This window comes from Streptomyces sp. WAC03905 (assembly GCF_057371075.1).
Map to the genome: position 1 here is coordinate 147,583 of NZ_JBXYDZ010000002.1, position 22,400 is coordinate 169,982.

Sequence of the window (22,400 nt, forward strand, 5' to 3'; positions counted from 1 at the left end):
ATTTGACACCGCAAGGCTCACGGCTGCGGCGTCGAACGGCGCCGCACCCACCCCTCGAACACGGCCCGCTCCTCACCCATCAGCACCAAGTCAGCCTTCGGCCAACTTGCCCGTACCGTAGGACAAGCCTATACATCTGAGCAGGATTCCCAACTTAGAACATTAGGAGCCACCTTCTTCTCCGGCTTCTTTATTTGAAACTCCACCTCGAGGGCGCATAGTCACGCCAGTTTCCCCAAGCAGACGGTGGATGAATCCGTAGCTGCGGCCATTAATTACAGCAAGGCTGCGAATAGAAGCGCCGGCTTCGTATTCACCCTTTATTTTTGCGGCAAGTGACGCACGATTTGCGCCCGTTACGGGAGTTCCTTTTTTCATTTCCCTCGCCTTGATCCTAGACTTCATCGAATGATATTCGGAGTCACCCGGTACACCCTTGCCGGTCCCTGCATATAACACCGCGCGACTGAAATCCCGGCGGATCTTCCGCCGAGCCCGGTGCAGCCCGAGCCGCCCTCTCGTCAATCGCCGCCGCCATCCTCACCCTGGAGCGGCAGCGCTGAAAACGGTCACTGCCAACTTAACTAGAAAATAGCGCAACTGAAATTAAAATTGATCGGGTACGTCGCACCTTCCGGGGCAGTTGTGAAATATGCGCGGTTTATTCCCACACTAGATAACGCTTCCTGACATCGCGGGCATGGAAGCGCTAGTGTAGGAACGTCGTCGCACCCTATGCGGGCTACATATATTGTGGCGCTTTCGCAATTGCCGCTTCGTCTCACAGCAGCTTCCTCTGCATGGAATGTGGCATGCCGAAAATCTATAGACGGGTTATTTCGACGCAAGTTCGGCGATGCGGCGAGGACTCGATTTCCCATGGCAATGACCGCACCTACCCTTTGTCGGCATCGCGACCTTTGAGCCTGACGGATCGCCAATCGGAGCATCCATACGGCCCGTCCCGGCGATCCGATAGAGTGCATCGTATCCGCTTGAGGCGCGACTTTACAGCTGTGCACTTGGCATCTCCCATAGAACAGTCTCAGATGATTCAGGTGCCTAGCGTGCCCCAAGGCCGACCGTTAATACGTGAGCAAGTGATACTCATGAACACCCGCCGACAAAAATGTACTCTCTATTCTAATATCAAGCGTCCGCCGTGAGGAATTTAGAACATGAAGAACTGGAAAATAAGACTCTCGCCTGCCCCTGTTTTGCACAGGCTGAAGCTCCCGATTGCCGCAATTGCTGCAGCACTCGTGACACTCTGCACCCTGTCATGTTCCGCCAAAGAGGATTCTGGAACGATAGTCGATAGGAAGATTATGAAAACCGGAAAGCAGTGGCGCTATAAGCTCGTCGTTAGGTCTGACGGCGGCGATAGAGTTTATTTTGTCAACGCGTCGAATTTCAAGAATTGCACAACTGGAGAACGGTATCCGAATTGCAAGACTTAGCGCCGGCGGCTCAATTCGGAGGCCTTGTTTGTGATATAAATAGACGCCCCGTAGGGTTCGTATAAGGAATACTGATAATTAAGACGCTCATTAGGTGCTACGGCTCGGTTATCGACGTACCCGGTATTTGCGTATACATGTCCTCGCATATGCATAGGAGCACGGCGGCCCTTGTTCGAGTCAGGATCAAGGTTGAGCAACTATTACTCACTCTGCGACACCTCGAAGCGGCAATACAGTGCAGACCTGCAAACGAGATGGGCGCCTTGACTCTAAGAGGTTCATGCCGACGCGATCGATGTTTTAGGTGATCGATGTCCGACCTCACGCTTTAATTGTCGCGAACCAGCTCTAATTCTTAAAGTTTATCGGAAAGCGACCCTTGGCTCTGCGCAAGGGTGGGCGATGAGGAGGACAGGCATGAATAGAAGTGTCGGTATTATTTTGCGGGCGAGTGCTGCTCTTGCTCTCTCGGCCGGTACAATTGCAGGCGTCGCGGCGAGCCCCGCAGCCGCATCTAGCGGCATTTCAGCGAAGCTGAATATCAATGTAGCCGACCAAGCCGTCCTTATGGATCTGAGTATGCATGTACCTATGGAGCGCCAGGAAGCGGAAGGCTACATCTATAATGGTGCTAGCATCGAGGTGGTGTGTCACGGCGAGGATCCGGGTTTCGACGACACTCTATGGATCCCTGGATACGGTAAGTCTCTCGTATTTCACAAAAACGCGCCCCTCAAGTTGCTCGCGACCGATGATGGAGTCCGCGCAAACTTCTCAATCCATAGCCAACGTCCTAGTTGGCTGAATGAAGATATATCGGAGAAGGATGAGGTTTACTGTACTGCTAAATGGATCGATGCCGATAGGCACTCTATGCAGGCCCGCACGGGCACCTTATCCGGCTGGTACTGAACTGCGTAATTCTGGTTAAGAAGCCATCTCATTTGTCCTTGCTGAGTAGGCTGAGGTCATGGTGGGGGATCGTTGAGTGGTTGGTGCCGGACGAGTTGTGGGAGTTGTTCCAAGTGGTGGTGCCGGAGGCTCCGTCGCGGCCGCAGGGCGGTAGGCGGCGGCTGTACGGAGATGGGGAGGTGCTGGTGGCGATCATGTTCGTGGCCACATCGGGTTGTACCTGGCAGCAGCTGCCCTCGGCCTCGTTCGGTCCCTCGGGGGCGACGGCCCACCGGCGGTTCGCGGAGTGGAGCAGGGCCGGGGTGTGGGCCAAGCTCCACCGGCTGGTCCTGGACGAGCTGGGGGTCCGCGGAGAGCTGGACTGGTCCCGGTGCGCGATCGACTCCGTGAACATAAGGGCCCTGAAAAGGGGCGGCCTGGCAGGTCCGAATCCTGTCGACAGGGGCAAGTACGGGTCGATCCATCTGATCACCGAACGGACGGGTCTGCCCATATCCGTCGCTCTCTGGTGCGAACTTGCACGACACTCAAGCCTCTGGTCCGGGGCATCCCGCCCGTACGATCCCGTCGCGGGCCGCGCCGCCGACGGCCAGGCAAGCTCCACGCCGATACGGCATATGAATCCCGCGACCTGCGTAGATGGCTGCGCGGCCGCGGAGTCCGGCACCGCATCGCACGGAAGGGCATCGCACGGAAGGGCATCGAGTCCTGGGACCGGCTCGGCCGGCACCGATGGGTCGTAGAGCGGACCGTGTCCTCGCTCGCGGGCTGCCGCCGACTCGCCAAATGAGATGATCTAAAGCCGTCATTGCGCGCTCGAGGTCGTGGCTAGAGAGTCAGTCTCGAAGCCGAGATCGGTCGCCTCCTGCGACCTCGCATGCTAGAACCATGCTGTCCAGGTCAGGTAACGGGTCCTTTCATCCACCGACGACGGCATGTGCCCGCCACTGCCGGTGCCGCCGCCCGCGATGAGCTGCCGGTAGCGGGCGTTGGACTCGGTGGCGGTACCGAAGCCGGCGTACTGCCGCATCGTCCACGGCCGCCCGGTGTACATGTTCGGATAAATCCCTCGGGTGTATGGGAAGTCCCCTGGTGCACCCAATTGGACCTCGGGGTCCCATTCCGTCAGATCGCCCGGCCCGTAGACCGGTTCGACCGGGATTCCGCTCTCCGTGCTTGCCATGTGACGAAGTCCTCCGTAGAGCAACCGGGCCCGGGGCTGGTACAACCGTGCCCGCGCGTCGCTTCGTAAGGCTGCGGACGGTTGCTGGTCACAATGGCGCAACATCCCGGGACCCTGTGCAACTCTCCACGCGCGCCAGGCATCACCTAGATACACGACGTAGAAACCGGGGGACTGCAATGCAGCGCCAGAGAGCCATAATCCGCACGATCGGGGTTGCCACCGCCGTCGCGCTCGCCGCGACCGCCTGCGGTCCGCAGAAGACGGAGTCCTCCGGCTCCTCCTCCGCGGCACCGTCATCGCCCACGGCGGGCGCCACCCCCGAAGCCTCTCCGTCCACCGACAACAAGCCCGGCGAGCCCTCGGCCTCGGCGTCGGCGTCCGCCTCCGCCTCCGCTTCCGCGTCGGCCTCCCCTTCGCCCTCGGTGAAGCAGATCATGGCCAACGGCGACGAGAGCGAGCAGGTCCGCGAGCTCCAGGCCCGCCTCAAGCAGCTCAAGCTGATGACGGTGGCGCCGACCGGCTTCTACGGGTCGAAGACCACGGCCGCGGTGAAGTCCTTCCAGGCGAAGAACGGTCTGGACGCGACCGGCGGCGTCGACGAGAAGACCTGGAAGAAGATCCAGAGCTCCAGCAAGAAGCCCACCGCCGAAGAGCTGCGCCCGCCGACCACCAACGAGGTCGCCGCGCCGGACCCGCGCTGCATGACGGGCCGCGTCATGTGCATCAGCAAGGAGAGCCGCACGCTCGCCTGGATGATCGACGGCAAGGTCGTCTCCACGATGGACGTGCGCTTCGGCTCGGAGAACACCCCGACCCGCGAGGGCGTGTTCAACGTGGGCTGGAAGGCCAAGGAGTGGACGTCGACGATCTACCACACGCCGATGCCGTACGCGATGTTCTTCAGCGGCGGCCAGGCGGTGCACTACTCCGCGGACTTCGCGGCCCGCGGCTACGCCGGCGCCTCGCACGGCTGCGTGAACGTCCGGGACAAGGGCAAGCTGTCGAAGCTCTTCGACGACGTCCAGGTCGGCGACAAGGTCGTCGTCTACTGGTGAGCCCGCGCCGGGTGATCCCCGGGGCCCGCGGGCCGGGCCCCGACCGCACGACCGGCCACCGGCCGGAGGAACACATTAGGCCGTCCTCCAGCCCCCAGGTCTTGCAACTGATCCACCACACCCAACTCTCTCTTTCCCCTTCACCGGTGTACTGGCCGGGCCCCGGCGCGCCGGCCGCACCCACCCCGCCGCCGACCCTGGTCAGGAGCGGTCGTCGACTCCAGCCACGTCAGGGCGCTAAAAGGGGGATCCAGAGGGGACCGTCGCCAGTCGACCGAGGACGGGCCGGCTCCAAGCACCACCTGATCACCGACGGCCTCGGCACCCTGCTCACGGTCATCCTCACTGGCGGCAACCGCAACGACCTCACCCAGCTCATGCCTCTGCTCGACGCCGTCCCGCCTGTCCGCGGCCGGCCGGGGCGGCGCCGCCGGAAGCCCCAGTCGGTCTTTGCCGACCGAGGCCACGACCACGACGTCTACCGCGACCAGGTCCGGGCCCGCCGGATCGTGCCCGTCATCGCCCGACGCGGCACACCCCACGGCAGCGGCCTGGGCGTCTTCCGGTGGGTGGTCGAGCGCACCTTCGCCTGGCTCCACGGCTTCAAACGACTCCGAGTCCGCTGGGAACGACGGACCGACATCCACGAGCCTTCCTCAGGCTCGCCTGCTGCCTGATCACCCACCGCCAGGTGCTGTCCCTGACCTAACCGGCACTTGCGCCAAGTCGACAGACCGACCCGGCAAACTGATCGCATGGACCGAGACACCCTGCAATTCGCACTGTCCCAGGACGTCAGCGCCTCTGCCCGCGCAGCCCTGGCCGAGCTGGAGGCAGGCGCGGACTTCGAGGTCTTTCTGAACCAGACGGCCTCTGCGCAACAGCTCTGGGGCATCTGGTCTTGGCGGCACAAAGTCATGCTCGACACAGGCGGCACGCCTCGGCCCGGACTTGCCGAAGCCATCGCCGGACTCCAAGCCGCAGGAACTCTCGGGTCTACATGCCGACCGTCACTGGATCACACTCGGCGGACATCCACCCATCAGCCGAATCAACAACGCTGCGGGTCAATACACCTAGTGATCTGGTTTTGAGTTCTGGGCTCGCCCCATGAGTCGTGTTCTGTTTCAGATCTTGGGCTTTGCCTGACGGAGGCGGATTCGGTCCGGTGTCCTGAAGACATGGGCGATAACAGGCTGCCGCCGGTGGTGCTGTCGGAGGCTGAGCGGCCGACGTTGGAGAGCTGGGCCAGGCGACGCACGACTGCGCAGGGCCTGGCCCAGCGAGCGCGGATCGTGCTTGCGTGCGCGCGAGGGTGGAACAACACCGTGGTGGCCGCGCAGCTAGACACAGAGCGTAAGACGGTGGACCGGTGGCGGACTAGATTCCTGCAGGATCGTCTGAACGGTCTGTCGGACGAGCCGCGGCCCGGAGTGCCGCGGACCATCACGGACGCCCAGGTGGAAGAGGTCGTGGTCCGCACCCTGGAAGAGACGCCCTTGGCCGGGACGCACTGGTCCAAGCGGGAACTGGCCAAGGTCGTGGGGATCTCTCCGGCAAGCGTGCTGCGGATCTGGCACGCCTTCGGCCTGCAGCCGTGGCGGACCAAGACCTTCAAGATCTCCCCGGACCCGTTCCTGATCGACAAGATCCGTGACGTCGTCGGTCTCTACCTCGCCCCGCCGGCCAGCGCAGCGGTGTTCGCGGTGGACGAGAAACCGCAGACGGCAAGGACGATCCGGCAACGCAAGGCCCACGCCTGCGGTGTCGTACAGCGCTGCACGTCAGGAGCGGTGTGAGGGTGACGGCTGTTCGGTAGGACTGGGCCGTCTTGTTGTACCTGGTGGCGATTCCGCGCCACTGCTTGAGGCGGTTGAAGCACCGTTTCACCACGTTGCGGCGCTTGTAGACGTGCTTGTTGAAGGCGGGCGGGCGGCCGCCCCGGCTGCCGCGCCGGGCTCGGTTGCGGATCTGGTCAGACCGTTCCGGGATGGTGTGCGTGGTGCCCCGGCGCCGCAGCCAGACGCGGATCGCCTTCGAGCTGTAGCCCTTGTCGCCGATGACGTGGTCGGGCCTCGCCTGGGGCCGGCCGGGCCCGATCCGGGGAACCCGTATCGCGTCCATCACGGCGGTGGACTGGGTGCAGTCGTTGGTGTTCCCGCCGGTGAGTACGAAGGCCAGCGGTCGGCCCGGGCCGTCGCAGGCCAGATGAATCTTGCTGGTCAGCCCGCCTCGTGACCGGTCGAGGGCCGGGCTTTGGAGCCCCCTTTTCGGGCCCCGGCCGCGTGCTGGTGGACACGGACGATGCTGGAGTCGACCGACACCAGCCAGTCGATGCCACCTGCCGCGTCGGCGTTCGCCTGCGCGACCCGGAGCATCCGCTTGAAGGTCCCGTCCGCCGCCCACCTGCGGAAACGCGTGTGGAGACTGGCCCACGGGCCGTATCGCTCGGGCACATCCCACCAGGCGACACCGGTTCGGAACTTCCACACGAGCCGGTTCAGGAACGTCCGGTCGTCCAACCGCGGCCGCCCCAGCACAGGCCGGGGCAGCAGCGGCCGCACGAGTTCCCACTCGGCATCACACAGTTCACGGCGACGTAGCACAACACCATGATCCACAAAACAAGATCACTTCGACAACAGACCCTAGTCTAGTGCGCCGCCGATAAGTGATTGAGCGGACCATATCCTGCATCACCAGCTACCGGCGACTTCGTAACCGCTACGAACCCCGAAAATATCTGACCTCTCTGGGTCTTGCAGCGCCCCCTGCCGCCACAAACGGCTCTTCTGCCGCATGAGGATAAAAGCGCCTAACTAAAATCGCCGCTGACAGTGTTTGTCTTCACTTCCCATTTGGTATGCGTGAGAGGATCAAGCAGGAAGATCTTTGCATATACTTCATCATCCTCGTACGGAATTCCGTTGTCTTCGTTGAAAACGGTTCCGGCCCTATGGACGATTTCCCGGTTCGCAGGACTGGGCCGCCCCTTAGTGGGCAGCCACTGTGTGAGCCAGTGATCAGGGAAAGGCCAGGCATCCTCTCCCCAGTACTCAATGCGTTCGATTACAGCGCTTGAGCGACTGATATTGCAAACAGTGTGCGCCTCCCAGGCGCCACGGGTATCCCCCATGGTGAGCTGACACGCAGAGGCGGCAGAAGCTGGCTGCCCCATCGTGATGACTGCCGCAATAAGGCCGAGAGTTGCGATCCCGCAGGTGTATTTCTTCTTTGAGTGACCCATTTTTACCACCCGCTCCTTCAGGAGATATGCGCCCGGCCTGTCGCGGAATGATCGAGCGTCCAGACCTGAATCTTTTTGTTGGGCACAGGTGATTCTACTTAGTGAGGCGACGAGAAGGGTGGAGTACTTCTGCTCATTTCGGCTCTATTGTGGTAAGCCTTGGTCCCGCTTTCCCTCAGCGACTGCGACGCGCCCATGGAGATCCTCTTCCGCCACCGCCTGACCCACCAAGAGGTTTTTGCCTACGGGTTGTCTCGTAAGCGGGTCCGCGGTCGGGGCTTCAGAGGACCCAGCGGGACGTCTTTCGCGATGCAGAGCCGCAGGACGCCCGCCAGCTGGCGGGCGTCCTCGATGTGCTGGAAGAGCTGGTCGCCGGCCTCCTGTGTCCACTGGTCGGTGATCGCTTCCAGCCGGACCAGAATCGAAGCGCATTCGGCAGGCGAAAGGTCGTCGCCGCCGGCATCCGGATGATCGAGGAGTGGCTCCAGAACGGCGGACACCTCGCTCCACGGGCGCTCGCCGCCGAAGCCTGACATGTCGGAGAGGACGAACCCCTCGGCCTCGGCCAGACGCCGCCGGAACGCGGCGAAGCCGCTGTATGTCCAGGAGACATCCGGACTGCTGTTGTCTCCGTCGCCAGGGAAAAGGACCAGTCCCATGTGTCCTCCTTGCTTGCCGAGCACACAGGATCGAGGACGCGGGGCAGCGCCTGCAACTGGAATGATCTTGGTGTGGCTGGTGTGATCATGATCACGGCGTCGGAGCCGTCCTGGATAGCCCCGTTCACCGGGCTGAGCCCGCGGCAGTTCGGCAAGCTGGTGACGGTGCTGCGACGTGGGGGCGCGGACGCGGTCCGCAAAGGTCAGGCCATGGAGCCTTCCGCTGGAGGACGAGGCCCTGCTGGTCGCTGCGTACTGGCGCACGAACCTCACGATGCGGCAACTCGCGCCACTGTTTGGGGTGTCGAGGTCGGCGGCGGGCCGGATCATCGACCACCTGGGGCCGATGCTCGCGCTCCAGCCCCTCAAGCGGTTCGCTAAGGACACCGTTCTCATAGTCGACGGCACCCTGGTGCCCACCCGGGATCACACTGTGGCCGAGCAGTTGAAGAACTATCGGTACTCAACCAACCACCAGGTCGTCATCGATGCCGATACGCGGCTGGTCGTCGTGGTTGGCCGGCCGCTCGCTGGCAACCGCAACGACTGCAAGGCGTGGGAGGAGGCTGGCGCCAAGGCCGCCGTCGGCAAGACCACGGTCATCGCGGACGGCGGCTACCCGGGCACCGGACTCGTCATCCCGCACCGCCGCGAGCGCGGCCAGACTGAACTCCCGGACTGGAAAGAGGAACACAACAAGTCCCATAAGCAAGTCCGAGCCCGCGTCGAACACGTCTTCGCGCGCATGAAGACCTGGAAGATCCTCCGCGACTGCCGCCTCAAGGGAGAAGGCGTCCACCACGCCATGCTCGGTATCGCCCGGATGTACAACCTCGCCCTCGCCGGATGGATCAACGGGCTTCACCGCGATCCACCATGCCGGAGGCGACTCGGACACGAGGGTGACGTGGTGGTGCCAACCCGGCCAGGACCGTCCCTCGAAGTGGTCCAGGCCCAGGCCGTGCTTGAGTTCGCGGTAGTCGTGCTCGATGCGCCAGCGGACCTTGGCCAGCCTGACCAGCTCGGGGATCGGGGTGTCGGCCGGGAGGCTGGAGAACCAGTAGTCGGTCGGGGCTTCCGCGTGTTCCGGCCACTCGACCAGCAGCCAGCAGTCCGGCAGGACCCCGCCCCACCAGCCTTGAGTGGACGAGGCCGCGGTCTTGATCGGGCGCTCGACAGCCTTGCCGGCGGGCCGGACCCGTAGGGCGGCGAAGCGGGACTTCAGCCGGCCTCGGGTCCCCTGGCGCCAGTTGACCGTGTTGAATGCCTCCGGCCCCACACCGGCAGCCAGGGCCGCCACCGACGGTGCGGGGTGTCGGTAGCGGGGCTGGGGCCAGCAGCCGACCGGTCCCATGCGTGGAGGCGCTTCGGGCTCAGCATCGAACGGGTAGGCACTCACATCTGCCCGGATGGCCAGAACGAAGTGGATTTCGCGGTCGGCAAGCCCGGGGCCCGGAATTGCGCGTTGGTGCCGTAGGCGGCATCCGCCACCACCGCCGGAGGCCTCAGGTCCCAGCCGGCCAGGGTGTCGAGCATGTCCAGGGCCAGCCGCCACTTCTGACGGTGGGTGACCTCGGGCGGGACTCGGGTGGACGTCCTGCGGTCGTCGTCCGCTTCCCATGACCGTGGCAGGAACAGCCTCCACTGCAGCGGGCAGGACGCGGCATCCGTCGCGGCATGGACGCTGACCGCGACCTGGCAGTTCGCCCGCTTGCCCAGAGCTCCGCAATACTGCGGAGCCACCCCGACCGACATCCTTCCGTCCTTGGGCAGCGACACGTCGTCGATCACCCACGCCGTCGGAGTGATGAGCGGCAGCATGCGTTCGCAGATCCGACGCTGCACCGGCACCGGATCCCAGGTGGACTGGTTCACGAACTGCTGCAAGTTCTGCTCGTTGCCGTCCGACAGCCGACCGGCCATGGCCTGGATCGACTTACGCCGACCGTCCAGCATCAGTCCCCGCAGGTAGCAGTCGCTCTTGGCCCGCTGGTCCTTACGCCTCAAAGACGCGAACACGTCAGCCACATACGACGCCAACTCAACCCGAACACGGTCCACTTCACGTGTGTCCACACACCCGACATGCCCACACAAGGACAGCCGCAACCAGAAGACCTAACGGAGTCCTATTAGGGTACGTCAATGACCAAGAACGTACGATCCGATCCTTCACCCGGCACACCGATGCGAAGCCGTGGCAGTGGACGCCGCAGCATGTCGACGAATGGTCGACCGATCTGCGAGCCGTGCATGGCTGCGTCCGCTCCACCCTGCGCAACTACCAAGGCTTTCGCCAGTTCTGCGACTTCCTGACCAACCCCGCCTACGGCTGAAGCGACGAGTGCATGCGGTATTTAGGTACTCACTCAGTCCAGGTGGTCCACGACTGGAATGCTGCAGCGCAGACCGACGAAGCCGAGGGCGAGCCTGGACGACGGGCCTTCACCAAGCCCGAGCTGGAGCAGTTCTTCGATCACGCCGACAAGGGACAGGTTTATCGCGTAACTCTCCAGCCTGGTCCTACGGGCCAGACGACGATGCGCTGGACAATCCCGCCCTATGCGCCCACCACCGACCACCCAGGGTGACCAAACTGGAGCTCCGGAGGATACGCGACACCTCAATATGCGGGCCTATCAGTCCCGAGGCCGGTAGAGGACCAGGCGGTGGAGCTTGGCCCACACACGGCCTTCGACCACTCGGAGAACCGCCGATAGGCGGTCGCGCCGAGGGTCCGAACGACGCCGAATACAACCGCTGCCAGGTACAACCCGAGGCGACGAACACGATCGCCGCCAACATTTCCTCGGTCACCATGCCGACGCCGACCGCCATCCGAAAAACGTGACGGCGCCTCGGGCACCACCCGCTCAACGATCCCCACCATGAACGACAGCCTACCCAAAAAACCAAATGAGATGACCTCTTGGTCGCAGACGAGACATTTCGATGATGCTCTCGAACGCGATCCCCGTGGGATGAAAGTTACGTGTGAGGCGTGCGAGGCAGATGGGTTTCCAAGCGAACGCCTTCCTCGAGCGAATGCTCACCAAGTCACTTTTTTCAGCCACACCCATCCCGGATGGCTTGTTTTCGTGCCATGATGCCGTGCATCGAGACATACCGGCCGAGGGATGAGCGCCGCCCGAAGCCAAACATGCGACGCCGGCTGAAGGCGAACAGCGAACCGCCTCGGGGTCACCACGGGATTCCATGCCATAGAGGGACCACTCGGCCCGCTTGGGAACCCTGGCAATTTGAGGAAACCCCCAGGGTGCGCGCTGAAAAACCGGAGCTATAGGGCAATTGTTTTCATAATCATTCGAAAGGGCAAGGTAATGGGGAATAGGATTACAACAGAAAAATTTGCCTCAGAGTTCTTCCGCCCAGACGGTGTCGATGGATCCTTGCACCTGCAGTTTTCCTACGCTCCCGCGGATCCGCTTGCAGTGTGTATGGAAATATTTTCCGACCAGACACTCCTCGGTGCATGGCTTTTCAGTCGCGACCTGATACTTCCTGGCTTTGACGGGCACTCCGGAATAGGGGCGGTGAGTATATGGCCCGCCTTGAACGGAAACGTGGTGATCAGGTTGATGGACGATGAAAGACAGATTTTGCTGAGGTTCAAGAAGGCGCCCCTGGCGGAATTTATCAAGCTCGTGTACGAGGCCGTCCCAGTCGGAACTGAATTCCAGAATGTGGATATCGACGCCGTGGTCTCCTCCTATTGCGGCATGTTCGCCGACGGAGATGATCCGGCAGCGGGTTAACGGACCCCGCCCCCTGCCGCAGCCGGACTCCCCAAGGCAGTTGAAATAATAAGCCAGCGAGTCCAGTTTGCGGGGATGGGTAGTGACTACTCGGGACACCGCCCCCATCGGTGAGACGTTCAGGCTCGTGAAATAGGTCGTCGGCATGGGATGCTGGCCGGCAGACGCGCGCTGGGTGGTCGATGGCTGATCACCACTGGTCGGTGTCCCTGTCGAAGGTTCGGGGAGTGAAACCGACCGTTATAACCGGGCCACCGGTATCCCGTTCGGGGTGAACCGCAGCTCCGGCTCTTCCACCAGATTTCTCTTCCGTCAGCGGCAAATCATTTGCGTTCCCCTCACCTTGGCACCCCCCGTTACCTAATGGGCATTGAAGCCGGCGGATCGCTACCCGATACCCGGCCTTGAGGTCTTCAAAAAGAGCGCGGCCTCCGGATTCACTCCCCGTTCGCGGTGGCAGCGGTCGGCACCAGGATAGTCATGACGCACCCCTGGGACTCGATCCCTTGGTCAAAAGCCGGCACCCGGTCCCGTCGCTGCCACCGCGTTCGTACGGAACCGAGGCAGACGACCGGAACGTTGAAGTTCGTGGTCCAAGCCGTTCGCAGGGGTCACCTCTGAAAAAGCCGGGAGCCTGACGAGCTCCCTCACAGACCGAGGGCACTGCGGATCGCTGGGGTCACGAACGGCTATTTGGATGCAGGGCCATCGAGCCCTTCCATTAGGGAGACGCGTGCCCCGCACGGCTGCGACCAGCAGCGACACACCTCAACCGCGAGGACCCGGACCCGTGAAAGTTTTCTGCGGTATCGACTGGGCCAGCGATCACCACGACATCGCGGTGGTCACGCGAAGGGACCCTTTTAGGCAGGGCCCGGATCGGCGACGACGCAACGGGCCTGCAGCAACTCCTCGACCTGCTCACCACACACGGCGACACCGCGGACACACCCATACGGGTCTGTAGAGTTTTTGGTGTAATTGGGTTGGCTGGTCGGGTCAGATTCGGTTGTTGGTGAGGGGGCCGTCGAAGGCGATGTCGAAACGTGCGGTTCGGGGCATCGGCGACGAAGTCGCGCTCAAGACGGTCGGGCGCCCGCGAGGCGGCGGGATCCGGGACCGTCGTGATGATCTTCTTGCCGCGGACAGCGCCGGCGATGCCGCTCTCGCGCATCAGTCGTTCGATGGTGCAGCGGGCCACGGTGTGCCCCTGTCAATTCAGCTCCCGTCAGACTTTCCGGGCTCCGTAGACGCGGTAGTTGTTCTTGAACACCTCGTGGATGAGGGGCTTGAGTTCGGAGTCCCGCACCGTTCGCGGTGAGGGTGAATCCAATCGCTTTTTGTGGGCGTAGTAGGTGGAAGGGGCGATCTTGCAGTCGTGCTCGGTGAGCGCCCTGCAGATCGGCTCGACGCCGCCGAAGCGGTCCCGGTGCTCGTCGATGAAGGCTACGAGCGAGGATGTGGCCGGTCGAGCTCGGCCGCGAAGAAACTCGCCGCAGCCTTCAGGATGTCATTCGCTCGTTTCAGCTCGGCGATCTTTTTCTTCATCGCCTTGACCTGCGCGGACTCCTCGCTGGTCACGCCGGGGCGGACGCCTGAGTCGATCTGACTCTGACGAACCCACTTGCGCAGTGTCTCGGTCGAGCCGATGTTCCCGGCCACGGACTTGATCGTAGCCGACTCGTTCGGGTAGTCACCGCGGACCTCGGCGACCATACGGACCGCTCGTTTACGCAGCTCAAGGGGATGAGAGGAGGGGCGTGCCATGACTCGATTCTTCCATGGAATCGAGTCTCTATTGAGCACGGAACGGTTCACCGGTAGTTCTGGCTGGGAGACAGGTCGATGCCGGCCAGCAACGGCCGCAGTCGGTTGTGGAGAACATGCCGCGGGTCGACCGAGATCCGATCACACGGCGATGGCGCCGCAACTGCTGAGTGAGGAAGTGGGGGGGCGGAGCTGGACACGTCGACGCCCGACGGGTAGACAAGCACGTGAAGCCCCTGGTGGAGACGGCTCTATTGGCCGAAAACTCATCTATCAGACGCTTCACCGCGTTGCCGGCTTAAGAGCCTTATGACCGAACCAGTTGGAAAAGGCTCAGGTGCTGGCGGCGGGGGTGTTGTGCTTATGGCGGAGTCGTTTGTCTGGGAGGTGATGTCTATAGAGGTGTCTGGTGTAGGTAGAGGGGTGGGTTTGAGGTCGTAGGGAGTAGTGGAGGGCTGGGGTGCGGGGGTGGTGGTTTGGGTGGCGGTGCGGGTGGGGCTGCCGGAGGGGAGTGAGGGATGGGGGTGGTCAGGTATGTGGGGAGGGTGATGGCGGAGGCGGCGCAGGTGAGGACTGCTGTGATAGCAGCATGGAGGAGTTTACGGCGGCCCGCCGTGCGGCGGATGGCTCGATAACGTCCGGCAGGTGGCTGGAGGAGGCTGTGGGCTGGTTGCAGGAACTGGATCAGTGGGTCCGGGGAGGGGAGGTCTGTGTCGTCGTCAAAGTGAGTGGTCAAGGCTTTTCCTCAGGTGGGCGCGGAGTAGTTCACGGGCCGCGTGCAGGTCGGCTTTGACGGTCCCTTCCTTGCGTCCGGTCAGCGCGGATATTTCGCGGATCGTCATGTCAGCGTAGTAGTGCAGGAGGGTGGGGACGCGGAGCCGTTGGGGTAGGGACTGGACGAGCAGGCGGACTGAGGGGTCTGTCTGCTCGCTATGCACGCGAACGGCTTTTTCGGCCGAGATGTGCCGGATTGCCCGGCGTTCCCGTTCTGTCTTGCGCCAGTGATCGCGCACGAGGTTGGCCGCGGTCACGTAGACGAATCCGTGGGGTTCCTCTACAGCGGTCCAGCGGGCCCACAAGCGTGTGAACGCTTCTGAGGCGATCTCGTGGGCTGTTTCGTCGTCGTCCACCAGGCGGCGACACCATCCGGCAAGATGCGGATACAGGGCAGCGAAAAGCTCGGAGGCGGCCTTCTCGCGGGTCCGCTTCAATGTTCTCCAGAGGCCGGGTGCTCAGTCGCACGTGCAGTGTTTGGCGCGCTTCACGGCATGTGGTCGGCTCGCATGGCGTCTCGCCGGGCGAGCCGACCACGCGCCGGCAGGTCATGATCGTCAATGGATGATCGTGCGCAGTGTGGCGAAGACGATGAGGTTGTCACGGTAGCCGTGTGCCTCCTGCGGTCCGCCGCAGGTGATGAGACGCAGCTCCGGACGGTTCACGTTCCCGTAGACCTTGTTGGCGGGAAAGTGGGATTTGGTCACCGTTTGTGTGGAGGTGACGGTGAATTCTGTCCGCGCTCCGTTCTCCAGGCGGACCGTGATGCTTTGTCCCGTGCGCAGCCGGTCCAGGCGGCGGAACACTCCGTCCCCATAGGAACCGACGGTGCGGTGGCCCAGAATTACGGAGGGTCCGCGCTGTCCGGGAGTGGGGGAGTGCCGGTACCAGCCTGCCCGGTCGTTCCGGGCGACCGGCGGGACCTCCACGGTGCCGTCAGGCGCCAGGCCAAGACTCAGCAGTGGGGAATCGACACCAATGGCAGGAATCACCAACTGCGCGGGCACCGAATGCGCCGGCGGTGGTACCCGATCGGCACCTGTATCCGAGGACGCCTGAGCTTCCGGTGCAACAGGCTCACGGGCGGGTGCCTGTTGTGCTGGGTTAGAACTGCACCCGGTCAGCAACGCCGCAAACATGGCAGCGCCGAATGTCCGCCTGGAGAACGATGCCACTACTTGACTTCCGCTGCCCTGCGGTGGCGGACGCTGAAGAGCACACCACCCGCTAGGACGACTGCCGCACCGGCGCCCCCGATCAGTCGCACCGGGATATCAGACGCCGACGCCGGGGTGACGCCCGTGTTCGGCGCTCCCTTGGGTACCACGTCGACCTGACGGTTAGCCGACAGGTGTGTAGGCGACGGGCTAGGGCCTGTTGTGAAAGTGCTGGTCACAGCCATTCGTTGATGGCTGCGATCAGCACTGTCGCTTCGTAACGGACGGCGAGTTTGTCGTACCGGGTGGCGACGGCCCGGTGGCGCTTGAGCCGGTTGATCCCGCACTCGACCGCGTGCCGCTGCTTGTAGTCGTCCTTGTCGAACTTTGGCGGGCGCCCGCCGCGCGATCCGCGCTTGAGGCGATTGCGGACCCGGTCCGCCGGAACCGGGATGGTGGCTTTGATTCCGCGTCTGCGCAGGTAGGAGCGGTTGCTGCGGGAGTCGTAGGCCTTGTCGGCCCGGACCCGGTCTGGCCGCTTGCGCGGCCTGCCGAGCCCGAGCCGGGGCACCCGGATCGCCTCCAGGACCGGCTCGAACTGCGGGGAATCACCCCGCTGCCCAGCCGTGATCACCACCGACAGAGGCTTCTGCCCCTGCTCGACCGCGAGGTGGATCTTGCTGGTCAGTCCGCCACGGGAGCGTCCGAGACCGTGGTCGGCCGGCTCGACGAACACTCCGCCGGGCGGCTCCTTCTGGAGGTCCCCCTTTTTGCCGCCCCGGCGGCGTGCTGATGGGCCCGGCAGACGGTGGAGTCGACATTCACGTCCCAGGTGATCAGGCCCTTCGCATCAGCCTCGGCCTGGAGCCGCGTGAGGATCCGGGCCCACGTGCCGTCCCGCTGCCAGCGCCGGAACAGGTCATAGACCCGGTCCCACGGCCCATAGCGTTCGGGCACGTCCCGCCAGGGAGCGCCGGTTCGGGTCCGCCACCGTATGCCGTCTATCAGCTGCCGCCGTGTCCATACCTGCGGACGGCCCGGCTTGATGCCCGTCGGCAGCAACGGCTCAAGCCGGGCCCACTGGCCGTTCGTCAGATCTCCACGTCCCACGACAGGTGATCATCAACGAACAAGATCCACTTTCGCAACAGGCCCTAGGCGCGAGGTCCGTCATGGAGTCATTCGCTGCCGGAGCGTACGTCGGCTGTAAGGGCTGGGGCGCATCCTTGGTGGGAGACGGGGAGGGGCCATCAGCAAACGCGGCTCCGGCTCCGGACAACATCGCCGCACATGCAAGTGCCACGGCGGGGATAGAGGTACGACGCATAAAAAGTTCCTTATCTCTTGGCGCTCGGACTCGAGCAGCCAGCCTGTGATCCACGATAAGAGACGGTCCAGACGCCCCAGATGTTGTAAAGAAATGGCAAAGGGATATCAGGTGCTGCTGGATGGCCCAGTCCTCCCAGCGACTGGGTCGTCATCGCTGAACCACCGAACGCACCATGGCCTGGCTCGCCGGCTGCCGGCGCCGACAGTACGAACGCAAAGGCCGACCGCCTCCGGCGCGTCGTCGGCTGGTCCACCGTCGCGGCCCGGGGATTCATCTGTCCGGCCACTGAATATGCGCAGTGATGGCAAGCGCTAGGTTCTGTCCGGCGGAAATGGGTGAGGGCCTCCGGGTTCGGTGTGGATTGCGACATCGGCACCGAGTTCAGGAGGCCCTCGTGGTCCACCGTAATGCCCCGCTGACCGAGACCGGACGACTGCGTCTGGCGCGTTGTGTCGTGGACGACGGCTGGCCGCTACGGCGGGCTGCCGAGCGTTTCCAGGTCAGCCACACCACCGCGGCCCGCTGGGCCGGCCGCTACCGGACGCTCGGGGTCGCCGGAATGAGTGACCGCTCCAGCCGGCCCCACCACCAGCCCCGAAGGACCTCTGCCGAGATCGAGTCGGAAGTGCTCCGCCTCCGACGCGAGCACCGCATCGGCCCGCTGCGGCTGGCCATCCGCTGCCGCATCGCGGCCTCCACCGCCCACCGCATCCTCACCCGGCACGGTCAGCCGCCGCCCTGGCCGCCCTGGACCGGGCCACCGGCGAGCCCGTCCGCCGCTACGAACGCGCCCGCCCCGGCGAACTGATCCACATCGACGTCAAGAAACTCGGCCGGATCCCCGACGGCGGCGGTCACAAAGCTCTCGGTCGGGCCGCCGGCAGCCCGAACAAAGACCGCCGCAACGGCGCCGGATACGCCTACCTCCACACCGCGCTCGACGACCACAGCCGGATCGCCTACACCGAGGACCTGCCTGACGAGACCGCCCCGACCTGCGCCGGCTTCCTGGCCCGGGCCACCGCCCATTTCGCATCCCTGGGCATCCGCGTCGAACGCCTCCTGACCGACAACGCCTGGGCCTATACCAAGAACACCTGGCGCGACACCTGCCGTGACCTGGGCATCCAACCTCGCTGGACCCGGCCCTGGCGCCCGCAGACCAACTGCGAGGATCTGACGGCGTTCTTCCGGTTGGTCTGACCCACAGACCAACCGGCCATTCGTGCCTTGTTGCCGATGTGTCGCCCGGCCGGGAGAACGTGTGCGGCTGCACCGGCGGACCGCCGGATGTGACCTGATAAGAGCCTGGCTCACGCGCCTCATCGCAGTTGTGTCCCCAGTGCTCCATCGGTGCGGCTCCATCCACATGGACCGCCAGGAGGACAGGTGCCCAGCAGCTCCACCACGAGCGTGACCCTCGGAGTCGACACCCACGCAGACATCCATGTCGCGGCCGCCCTCGACCAGCTCGGCCGGCGACTGGGCACGCTCACCGTTCCCTCGACACCACAGGGCTACGCCTCCCTCGAGTCCTGGGCGGCAAGCATGGGCACCATCGAACAGATCGGTCTGGAGGGCACCGGTTGTTACGGCGCCGGCCTGTCCAGGTGGATGCGGCAGCGGGGTCATCGAGTCGTCGAGGTCAACCGACCTGACCGCCAGACACGACGGCGCCGCGGGAAGTCTGACGCAGTCGACGCCGAGGCCGCGGCACGAGCGGTGCAGGCCGGCGTCGCTACGGCCATACCGAAGACCGGCGATGGTGCCGTCGAGATGATCCGCACCCTCAGGGTCGCCCGCCGCAGCGCGATGAAGGCCCGCACCCAAGCCGTCAACCAGCTCAGATCCCTGATCGTGACGGCTCCCGACACTCTTCGCGAGCGCATCCGCGGCCTCCACCGGTCGGAGCTGATCCGCACCGTCACTCGCTGGCGGACGGGAGCTGAACCGGACACGCTGACCGCAGTCACCAAGCTGGCGATGAGGTCCATCGCCCTCCGGTATCAACAGCTCAGTGACGAGATCGCAGGACTAGGGCCTGTTGTGAAAGTGCTGGTCACAGCCATTCGTTGATGGCTGCGATCAGCACTGTCGCTTCGTAACGGACGGCGAGTTTGTCGTACCGGGTGGCGACGGCCCGGTGGCGCTTGAGCCGGTTGATCCCGCACTCGACCGCGTGCCGCTGCTTGTAGTCGTCCTTGTCGAACTTTGGCGGGCGCCCGCCGCGCGATCCGCGCTTGAGGCGATTGCGGACCCGGTCCGCCGGAACCGGGATGGTGGCTTTGATTCCGCGTCTGCGCAGGTAGGAGCGGTTGCTGCGGGAGTCGTAGGCCTTGTCGGCCCGGACCCGGTCTGGCCGCTTGCGCGGCCTGCCGAGCCCGAGCCGGGGCACCCGGATCGCCTCCAGGACCGGCTCGAACTGCGGGGAATCACCCCGCTGCCCAGCCGTGATCACCACCGACAGAGGCTTCTGCCCCTGCTCGACCGCGAGGTGGATCTTGCTGGTCAGTCCGCCACGGGAGCGTCCGAGACCGTGGTCGGCCGGCTCGACGAACACTCCGCCGGGCGGCTCCTTCTGGAGGTCCCCCTTTCTGCCGCCCCGGCGGCGTGCTGATGGGCCCGGCAGACGGTGGAGTCGACATTCACGTCCCAGGTGATCAGGCCCTTCGCATCAGCCTCGGCCTGGAGCCGCGTGAGGATCCGGGCCCACGTGCCGTCCCGCTGCCAGCGCCGGAACAGGTCATAGACCCGGTCCCACGGCCCATAGCGTTCGGGCACGTCCCGCCAGGGAGCGCCGGTTCGGGTCCGCCACCGTATGCCGTCTATCAGCTGCCGCCGTGTCCATACCTGCGGACGGCCCGGCTTGATGCCCGTCGGCAGCAACGGCTCAAGCCGGGCCCACTGGCCGTTCGTCAGATCTCCACGTCCCACGACAGGTGATCATCAACGAACAAGATCCACTTTCGCAACAGGCCCTAGACCGTCACCTGCACAGGCTCGTTAGCCAGGCAGCAGCCGAGCTCATGGCCGTCAAGGGGCTCGGCGCCGAGACGGTCGCAGCCCTGCTCATCGCCGTCGGCGACAACCCCGAACGGCTCCGGTCCGAGTCGGCCTTCGCCCACCTCTGCGGCGTCGCCCCCATCCCCGCTTCTTCAGGCAAGACCAGCCGCCACCGCCTCAACCGCGGCGGCGACCGCCAGGCCAACCACGCCCTCTACATGATCACGGTCACCCGCATGGCCTGGGAACCACGCACACGCGCCTACGTCGCCCGCAGGACAGCCGAAGGCAAGACGAAGACCGAGATCATCCGCTGTCTGAAACGGCACATCGCACGCGAGATCTACCGGCTGCCCGTCCCCCGCATCCCAGCCCAGCCGCCGTCCCAACAGGACCTGGCAACCGCAGCCTGACCGTCCTTGACAGCTATAAGAGCATCAGCAAAGTCGAACGCTTCCACCGCACCCTGCCCGACGAACGGGCCTACCAAAAGCCCTACACCTCAGACCGGGAACGCATGGAAGCGTTCACCGACTGGCTGCACTGGTACAACTACCACCGACCCCACACCGGCATCGGCGGCCACACACCAGCCAGCCGCGGCACCAAGCTCCCCGGACAACACACCTAGTGGGTGTGAAGTGCAGGTGGAACCGCGGATGCGCCAGCAGCCACCTCTTGATCTCCGGTGTCTTGTGTGTGGCGTAGTTGTCGAGGATCAGGTGGACCTGCAGGTCGGCGGGCATCTCCTTGTCGACCTTGGCCAGGAACTTCTTGAACTCCGCTGCCCGGTGGCGGCGGTGGAGGGATCCGATCACTTTGCCGGTGGCGACCTTAGGGCGGCGAGGAGCGTGGTGGTGCAGGCCCGGACGTAGTCGTGGCTGCGGCGTTCAGAGTGCCGGGCACCACCGGCAGGACCGGCCGGGACCGGTCCAGGGCCTGGATCTGCGACCCGAGCGGGGGCGGCCGGGGCGGCGGCGTCAGTGAGTGCCCGTTGTGGCGGCGAAGGGCCCGTCCAGGGCCGCCCATTGCAGGAGCATGATGGTCTTGCCGTCGATGATGCGTCCGTCGCGGATCATGGCGAGGGCGTCGGTGAAGGGCAGTTCGAGCACTTCGATGTCCTCGCCGTCCTCCTCGAGTCCGCCGCCGTTTCCAGTTCGGTCGGCCGGGGTGTAGGGAGCGGCGTAAAAGTGCAGGCGCTCGGTGACCGAGCCGGGGCTCATATAGGCGTCGAGGACGTGGGTGAGCGGTCCGAGTGTGACACCGAGTTCCTCGGTGCTCTCGCGCCGGATGGCGGCGAGCGGGTCGTCGCCGTCGAGCAGTCCGGCCGCTGCCTCGACAAGCATGCCGTCCGGGTGGTCGTTGACGTAGGCCGGGTAGCGGAACTGGCGGCTGAGCAGCACTCGGCCGCGTTCGGCGTCGTACGGTAGGACGACCACGCCGTTGCCGCGGTCGTAGGTCTCGCGCTGCTGGGTGGTCCAGTGTCCGTCGCCGCGCCGGTAGTCGAAGGTGGTGCGGCGCAGGACGTGCCAGCCCTGGGAGGTGAGCTCTACGTCGCGGACCACGACGTCGGGGTTGCGGTCCAGGTCTCGCCCGACGTGGTCGAGGCCAGTGCGGCCGCGGTGGTCGGGGGCGTCGATGCCGGGGCGGGTGTTCACGCGGTCTCCTGCGGGGTGCGGCGGGGAATCTCGTTCACGTCGTAGTAGACGGGCAGGCCGCGGCGGCGGGCGGTGGCGACGTCCTGATCGGCTCCGGTGGAGTCGCCGGGGAGGCGGAGTACGGCGTCGCAGTGGGCGAGCAGGCGCTCGGCAGTCGGGTAGAGGACCTGGTCGGCGAGGGGTGCGGTGGGGCCTGCACCGGCCGAGCGCAGGACGGGCAGAGCGACCCATTCCCCGATCAGGGGGACGTGGCCGGCGGCGAACACCGGCCAGGCCGCGGCTTCGAGGCGGGCGAGGTTGGCGGCCATGGCCTGCGGGTCGCCGTCGGTGCCGGAGCGGTAGGGGCCGGCGATGAGGATGAGCATGGGCTTGTCGGTCATGGCGCGCTACGATACACGCAGAAACATACAAGA

At 64.5% G+C, this 22,400-nt stretch carries 16 protein-coding genes and 12 pseudogenes; 12 read left to right on the forward strand and 16 right to left on the reverse strand.

Translation table 11 applies throughout. From position 1 onward, the window contains the following. Positions 1–162 precede the first annotated feature (162 nt). Both AC2RP6_RS01365 and AC2RP6_RS01370 read right to left on the reverse strand, forming a co-directional pair. Positions 163–405, reverse strand: coding sequence for a helix-turn-helix domain-containing protein (locus AC2RP6_RS01365; RefSeq protein ID WP_486444424.1), 243 nt, complete (start codon positions 403–405; stop codon positions 163–165). A gap of 179 nt (positions 406–584) precedes the next feature. After that, on the reverse strand, positions 585–986 hold the full coding sequence (locus AC2RP6_RS01370; protein WP_486444615.1) for a cytidine/deoxycytidylate deaminase family protein: 402 nt from the start codon (positions 984–986) through the stop codon (positions 585–587). Positions 987–1,880: 894 nt separating this feature from the next. On the opposite strand from AC2RP6_RS01370, the gene AC2RP6_RS01375 reads away from it, so the two are divergent. Further along, on the forward strand, positions 1,881–2,375 hold the full coding sequence (locus AC2RP6_RS01375) for a hypothetical protein (protein WP_486444425.1): 495 nt from the start codon (positions 1,881–1,883) through the stop codon (positions 2,373–2,375). Positions 2,376–2,443: 68 nt separating this feature from the next. Next, positions 2,444–3,156: pseudogene (locus tag AC2RP6_RS01380) on the forward strand (IS5 family transposase); the annotation flags it as partial. A 168-nt stretch (positions 3,157–3,324) separates the two neighbouring features. On the opposite strand, the pseudogene AC2RP6_RS01385 reads toward AC2RP6_RS01380, so the two are convergent. Continuing rightward, positions 3,325–3,558, reverse strand: a pseudogene (locus AC2RP6_RS01385) (methylmalonyl-CoA mutase family protein); the annotation flags it as partial. A gap of 179 nt (positions 3,559–3,737) precedes the next feature. Here AC2RP6_RS01385 and AC2RP6_RS01390 point away from each other — a divergent pair. The 3 genes and pseudogenes from AC2RP6_RS01390 to AC2RP6_RS01400 all read left to right on the forward strand — a co-directional run bounded on the left by AC2RP6_RS01390 (position 3,738) and on the right by AC2RP6_RS01400 (position 6,415). After that, entirely contained in the window at positions 3,738–4,616 is an 879-nt protein-coding gene (locus AC2RP6_RS01390) for a L,D-transpeptidase family protein (protein ID WP_486444426.1), read from the forward strand. Between the two features lie 213 nt (positions 4,617–4,829). After that, positions 4,830–5,325 (forward strand): annotated as a pseudogene (locus AC2RP6_RS01395) (IS5 family transposase); the annotation flags it as partial. Positions 5,326–5,797: 472 nt separating this feature from the next. Continuing rightward, the gene (locus AC2RP6_RS01400) at positions 5,798–6,415 is read left to right on the forward strand and encodes an IS630 family transposase (RefSeq protein ID WP_486444427.1); all 618 of its coding nucleotides are present in this window, start codon (positions 5,798–5,800) and stop codon (positions 6,413–6,415) included. On the opposite strand, the pseudogene AC2RP6_RS01405 reads toward AC2RP6_RS01400, so the two are convergent. The 3 genes and pseudogenes from AC2RP6_RS01405 to AC2RP6_RS01415 form a co-directional block, all read right to left on the reverse strand. Beyond that, positions 6,402–7,222: pseudogene (locus AC2RP6_RS01405) on the reverse strand (IS5 family transposase); the annotation flags it as partial. The gene AC2RP6_RS01400 and the pseudogene AC2RP6_RS01405 overlap by 14 nt on opposite strands. A gap of 209 nt (positions 7,223–7,431) precedes the next feature. Next, the gene (locus tag AC2RP6_RS01410; protein ID WP_486444428.1) at positions 7,432–7,863 is read right to left on the reverse strand and encodes a hypothetical protein; all 432 of its coding nucleotides are present in this window, start codon (positions 7,861–7,863) and stop codon (positions 7,432–7,434) included. Positions 7,864–8,105: 242 nt separating this feature from the next. Continuing rightward, entirely contained in the window at positions 8,106–8,522 is a 417-nt protein-coding gene (locus tag AC2RP6_RS01415; protein WP_486444429.1) for a hypothetical protein, read from the reverse strand. A 72-nt stretch (positions 8,523–8,594) separates the two neighbouring features. On the opposite strand from AC2RP6_RS01415, the pseudogene AC2RP6_RS01420 reads away from it, so the two are divergent. Beyond that, positions 8,595–9,369: pseudogene (locus AC2RP6_RS01420) on the forward strand (transposase); the annotation flags it as partial. 45 nt (positions 9,370–9,414) lie between these two features. On the opposite strand, the pseudogene AC2RP6_RS01425 reads toward AC2RP6_RS01420, so the two are convergent. Together AC2RP6_RS01425 and AC2RP6_RS01430 are read right to left on the reverse strand one after the other, a co-directional pair. Next, positions 9,415–10,598 (reverse strand): annotated as a pseudogene (locus tag AC2RP6_RS01425) (IS701 family transposase); the annotation flags it as partial. 581 nt (positions 10,599–11,179) lie between these two features. Beyond that, a pseudogene (locus tag AC2RP6_RS01430) lies at positions 11,180–11,412 on the reverse strand (transposase); the annotation flags it as partial. Positions 11,413–11,782: 370 nt separating this feature from the next. On the opposite strand from AC2RP6_RS01430, the gene AC2RP6_RS01435 reads away from it, so the two are divergent. Both AC2RP6_RS01435 and AC2RP6_RS01440 read left to right on the forward strand, forming a co-directional pair. After that, positions 11,783–12,298 (forward strand): SsgA family sporulation/cell division regulator, encoded by a 516-nt coding sequence (locus tag AC2RP6_RS01435; RefSeq protein ID WP_486444430.1) that lies wholly within the window; start codon positions 11,783–11,785, stop codon positions 12,296–12,298. Between the two features lie 790 nt (positions 12,299–13,088). Then, positions 13,089–13,260 (forward strand): annotated as a pseudogene (locus AC2RP6_RS01440) (IS110 family transposase); the annotation flags it as partial. 484 nt (positions 13,261–13,744) lie between these two features. Here AC2RP6_RS01440 and AC2RP6_RS01445 read toward each other — a convergent pair. From AC2RP6_RS01445 to AC2RP6_RS01460, 4 genes are all read right to left on the reverse strand, one after another. Further along, positions 13,745–14,065, reverse strand: coding sequence for a transposase (locus tag AC2RP6_RS01445; RefSeq protein WP_486444431.1), 321 nt, complete (start codon positions 14,063–14,065; stop codon positions 13,745–13,747). A 719-nt stretch (positions 14,066–14,784) separates the two neighbouring features. Continuing rightward, positions 14,785–15,276, reverse strand: a complete 492-nt coding sequence (locus tag AC2RP6_RS01450) for an RNA polymerase sigma factor (protein WP_486444432.1) — start codon at positions 15,274–15,276, stop codon at positions 14,785–14,787. Positions 15,277–15,396: 120 nt separating this feature from the next. Beyond that, complete coding sequence (locus AC2RP6_RS01455; RefSeq protein ID WP_486444616.1) at positions 15,397–15,978, reverse strand: class F sortase; 582 nt, start codon at positions 15,976–15,978, stop codon at positions 15,397–15,399. A gap of 253 nt (positions 15,979–16,231) precedes the next feature. After that, a protein-coding gene (locus tag AC2RP6_RS01460; protein ID WP_486444433.1) for an IS5 family transposase occupies positions 16,232–17,106 on the reverse strand; the annotation gives its coding sequence in 2 pieces (ribosomal slippage) (positions 16,232–16,713 and positions 16,713–17,106; 876 coding nt in all). Positions 17,107–17,720: 614 nt separating this feature from the next. Between AC2RP6_RS01460 and AC2RP6_RS01465 the strand changes: the two are divergent. Then, a pseudogene (locus AC2RP6_RS01465) lies at positions 17,721–18,493 on the forward strand (IS481 family transposase); the annotation flags it as partial. 222 nt (positions 18,494–18,715) lie between these two features. Continuing rightward, positions 18,716–19,402, forward strand: coding sequence for an IS110 family transposase (locus AC2RP6_RS01470; protein ID WP_486444434.1), 687 nt, complete (start codon positions 18,716–18,718; stop codon positions 19,400–19,402). On the opposite strand, the gene AC2RP6_RS01475 is transcribed toward AC2RP6_RS01470, so the two are convergent. After that, a protein-coding gene (locus AC2RP6_RS01475) for an IS5 family transposase (RefSeq protein ID WP_486444384.1) occupies positions 19,386–20,260 on the reverse strand; the annotation gives its coding sequence in 2 pieces (ribosomal slippage) (positions 19,386–19,867 and positions 19,867–20,260; 876 coding nt in all). The two genes, AC2RP6_RS01470 and AC2RP6_RS01475, sit on opposite strands and share 17 nt — an antisense overlap. 77 nt (positions 20,261–20,337) lie before the next feature. Here AC2RP6_RS01475 and AC2RP6_RS01480 point away from each other — a divergent pair. Both AC2RP6_RS01480 and AC2RP6_RS01485 read left to right on the forward strand, forming a co-directional pair. Further along, positions 20,338–20,742 (forward strand): annotated as a pseudogene (locus AC2RP6_RS01480) (transposase); the annotation flags it as partial. Positions 20,743–20,771: 29 nt separating this feature from the next. Beyond that, positions 20,772–20,960, forward strand: a pseudogene (locus AC2RP6_RS01485) (integrase core domain-containing protein); the annotation flags it as partial. On the opposite strand, the pseudogene AC2RP6_RS01490 reads toward AC2RP6_RS01485, so the two are convergent. From AC2RP6_RS01490 to AC2RP6_RS01500, 3 genes and pseudogenes are all read right to left on the reverse strand, one after another. Beyond that, positions 20,959–21,322, reverse strand: a pseudogene (locus tag AC2RP6_RS01490) (transposase); the annotation flags it as partial. The pseudogenes AC2RP6_RS01485 and AC2RP6_RS01490 overlap by 2 nt on opposite strands. Beyond that, positions 21,310–21,987 carry an NUDIX domain-containing protein gene (locus AC2RP6_RS01495; RefSeq protein ID WP_486444435.1) on the reverse strand — a complete coding sequence of 226 codons (678 nt, stop codon included), beginning with the start codon at positions 21,985–21,987 and terminating at the stop codon, positions 21,310–21,312. The pseudogene AC2RP6_RS01490 and the gene AC2RP6_RS01495, both read right to left, overlap by 13 nt. Further along, positions 21,984–22,367: a DUF4406 domain-containing protein gene (locus AC2RP6_RS01500; RefSeq protein WP_486444436.1), complete on the reverse strand. Its 384-nt coding sequence runs from the start codon at positions 22,365–22,367 to the stop codon at positions 21,984–21,986. Before AC2RP6_RS01500 ends, AC2RP6_RS01495 begins: the two co-directional genes overlap by 4 nt. Positions 22,368–22,400: the final 33 nt, after the last annotated feature.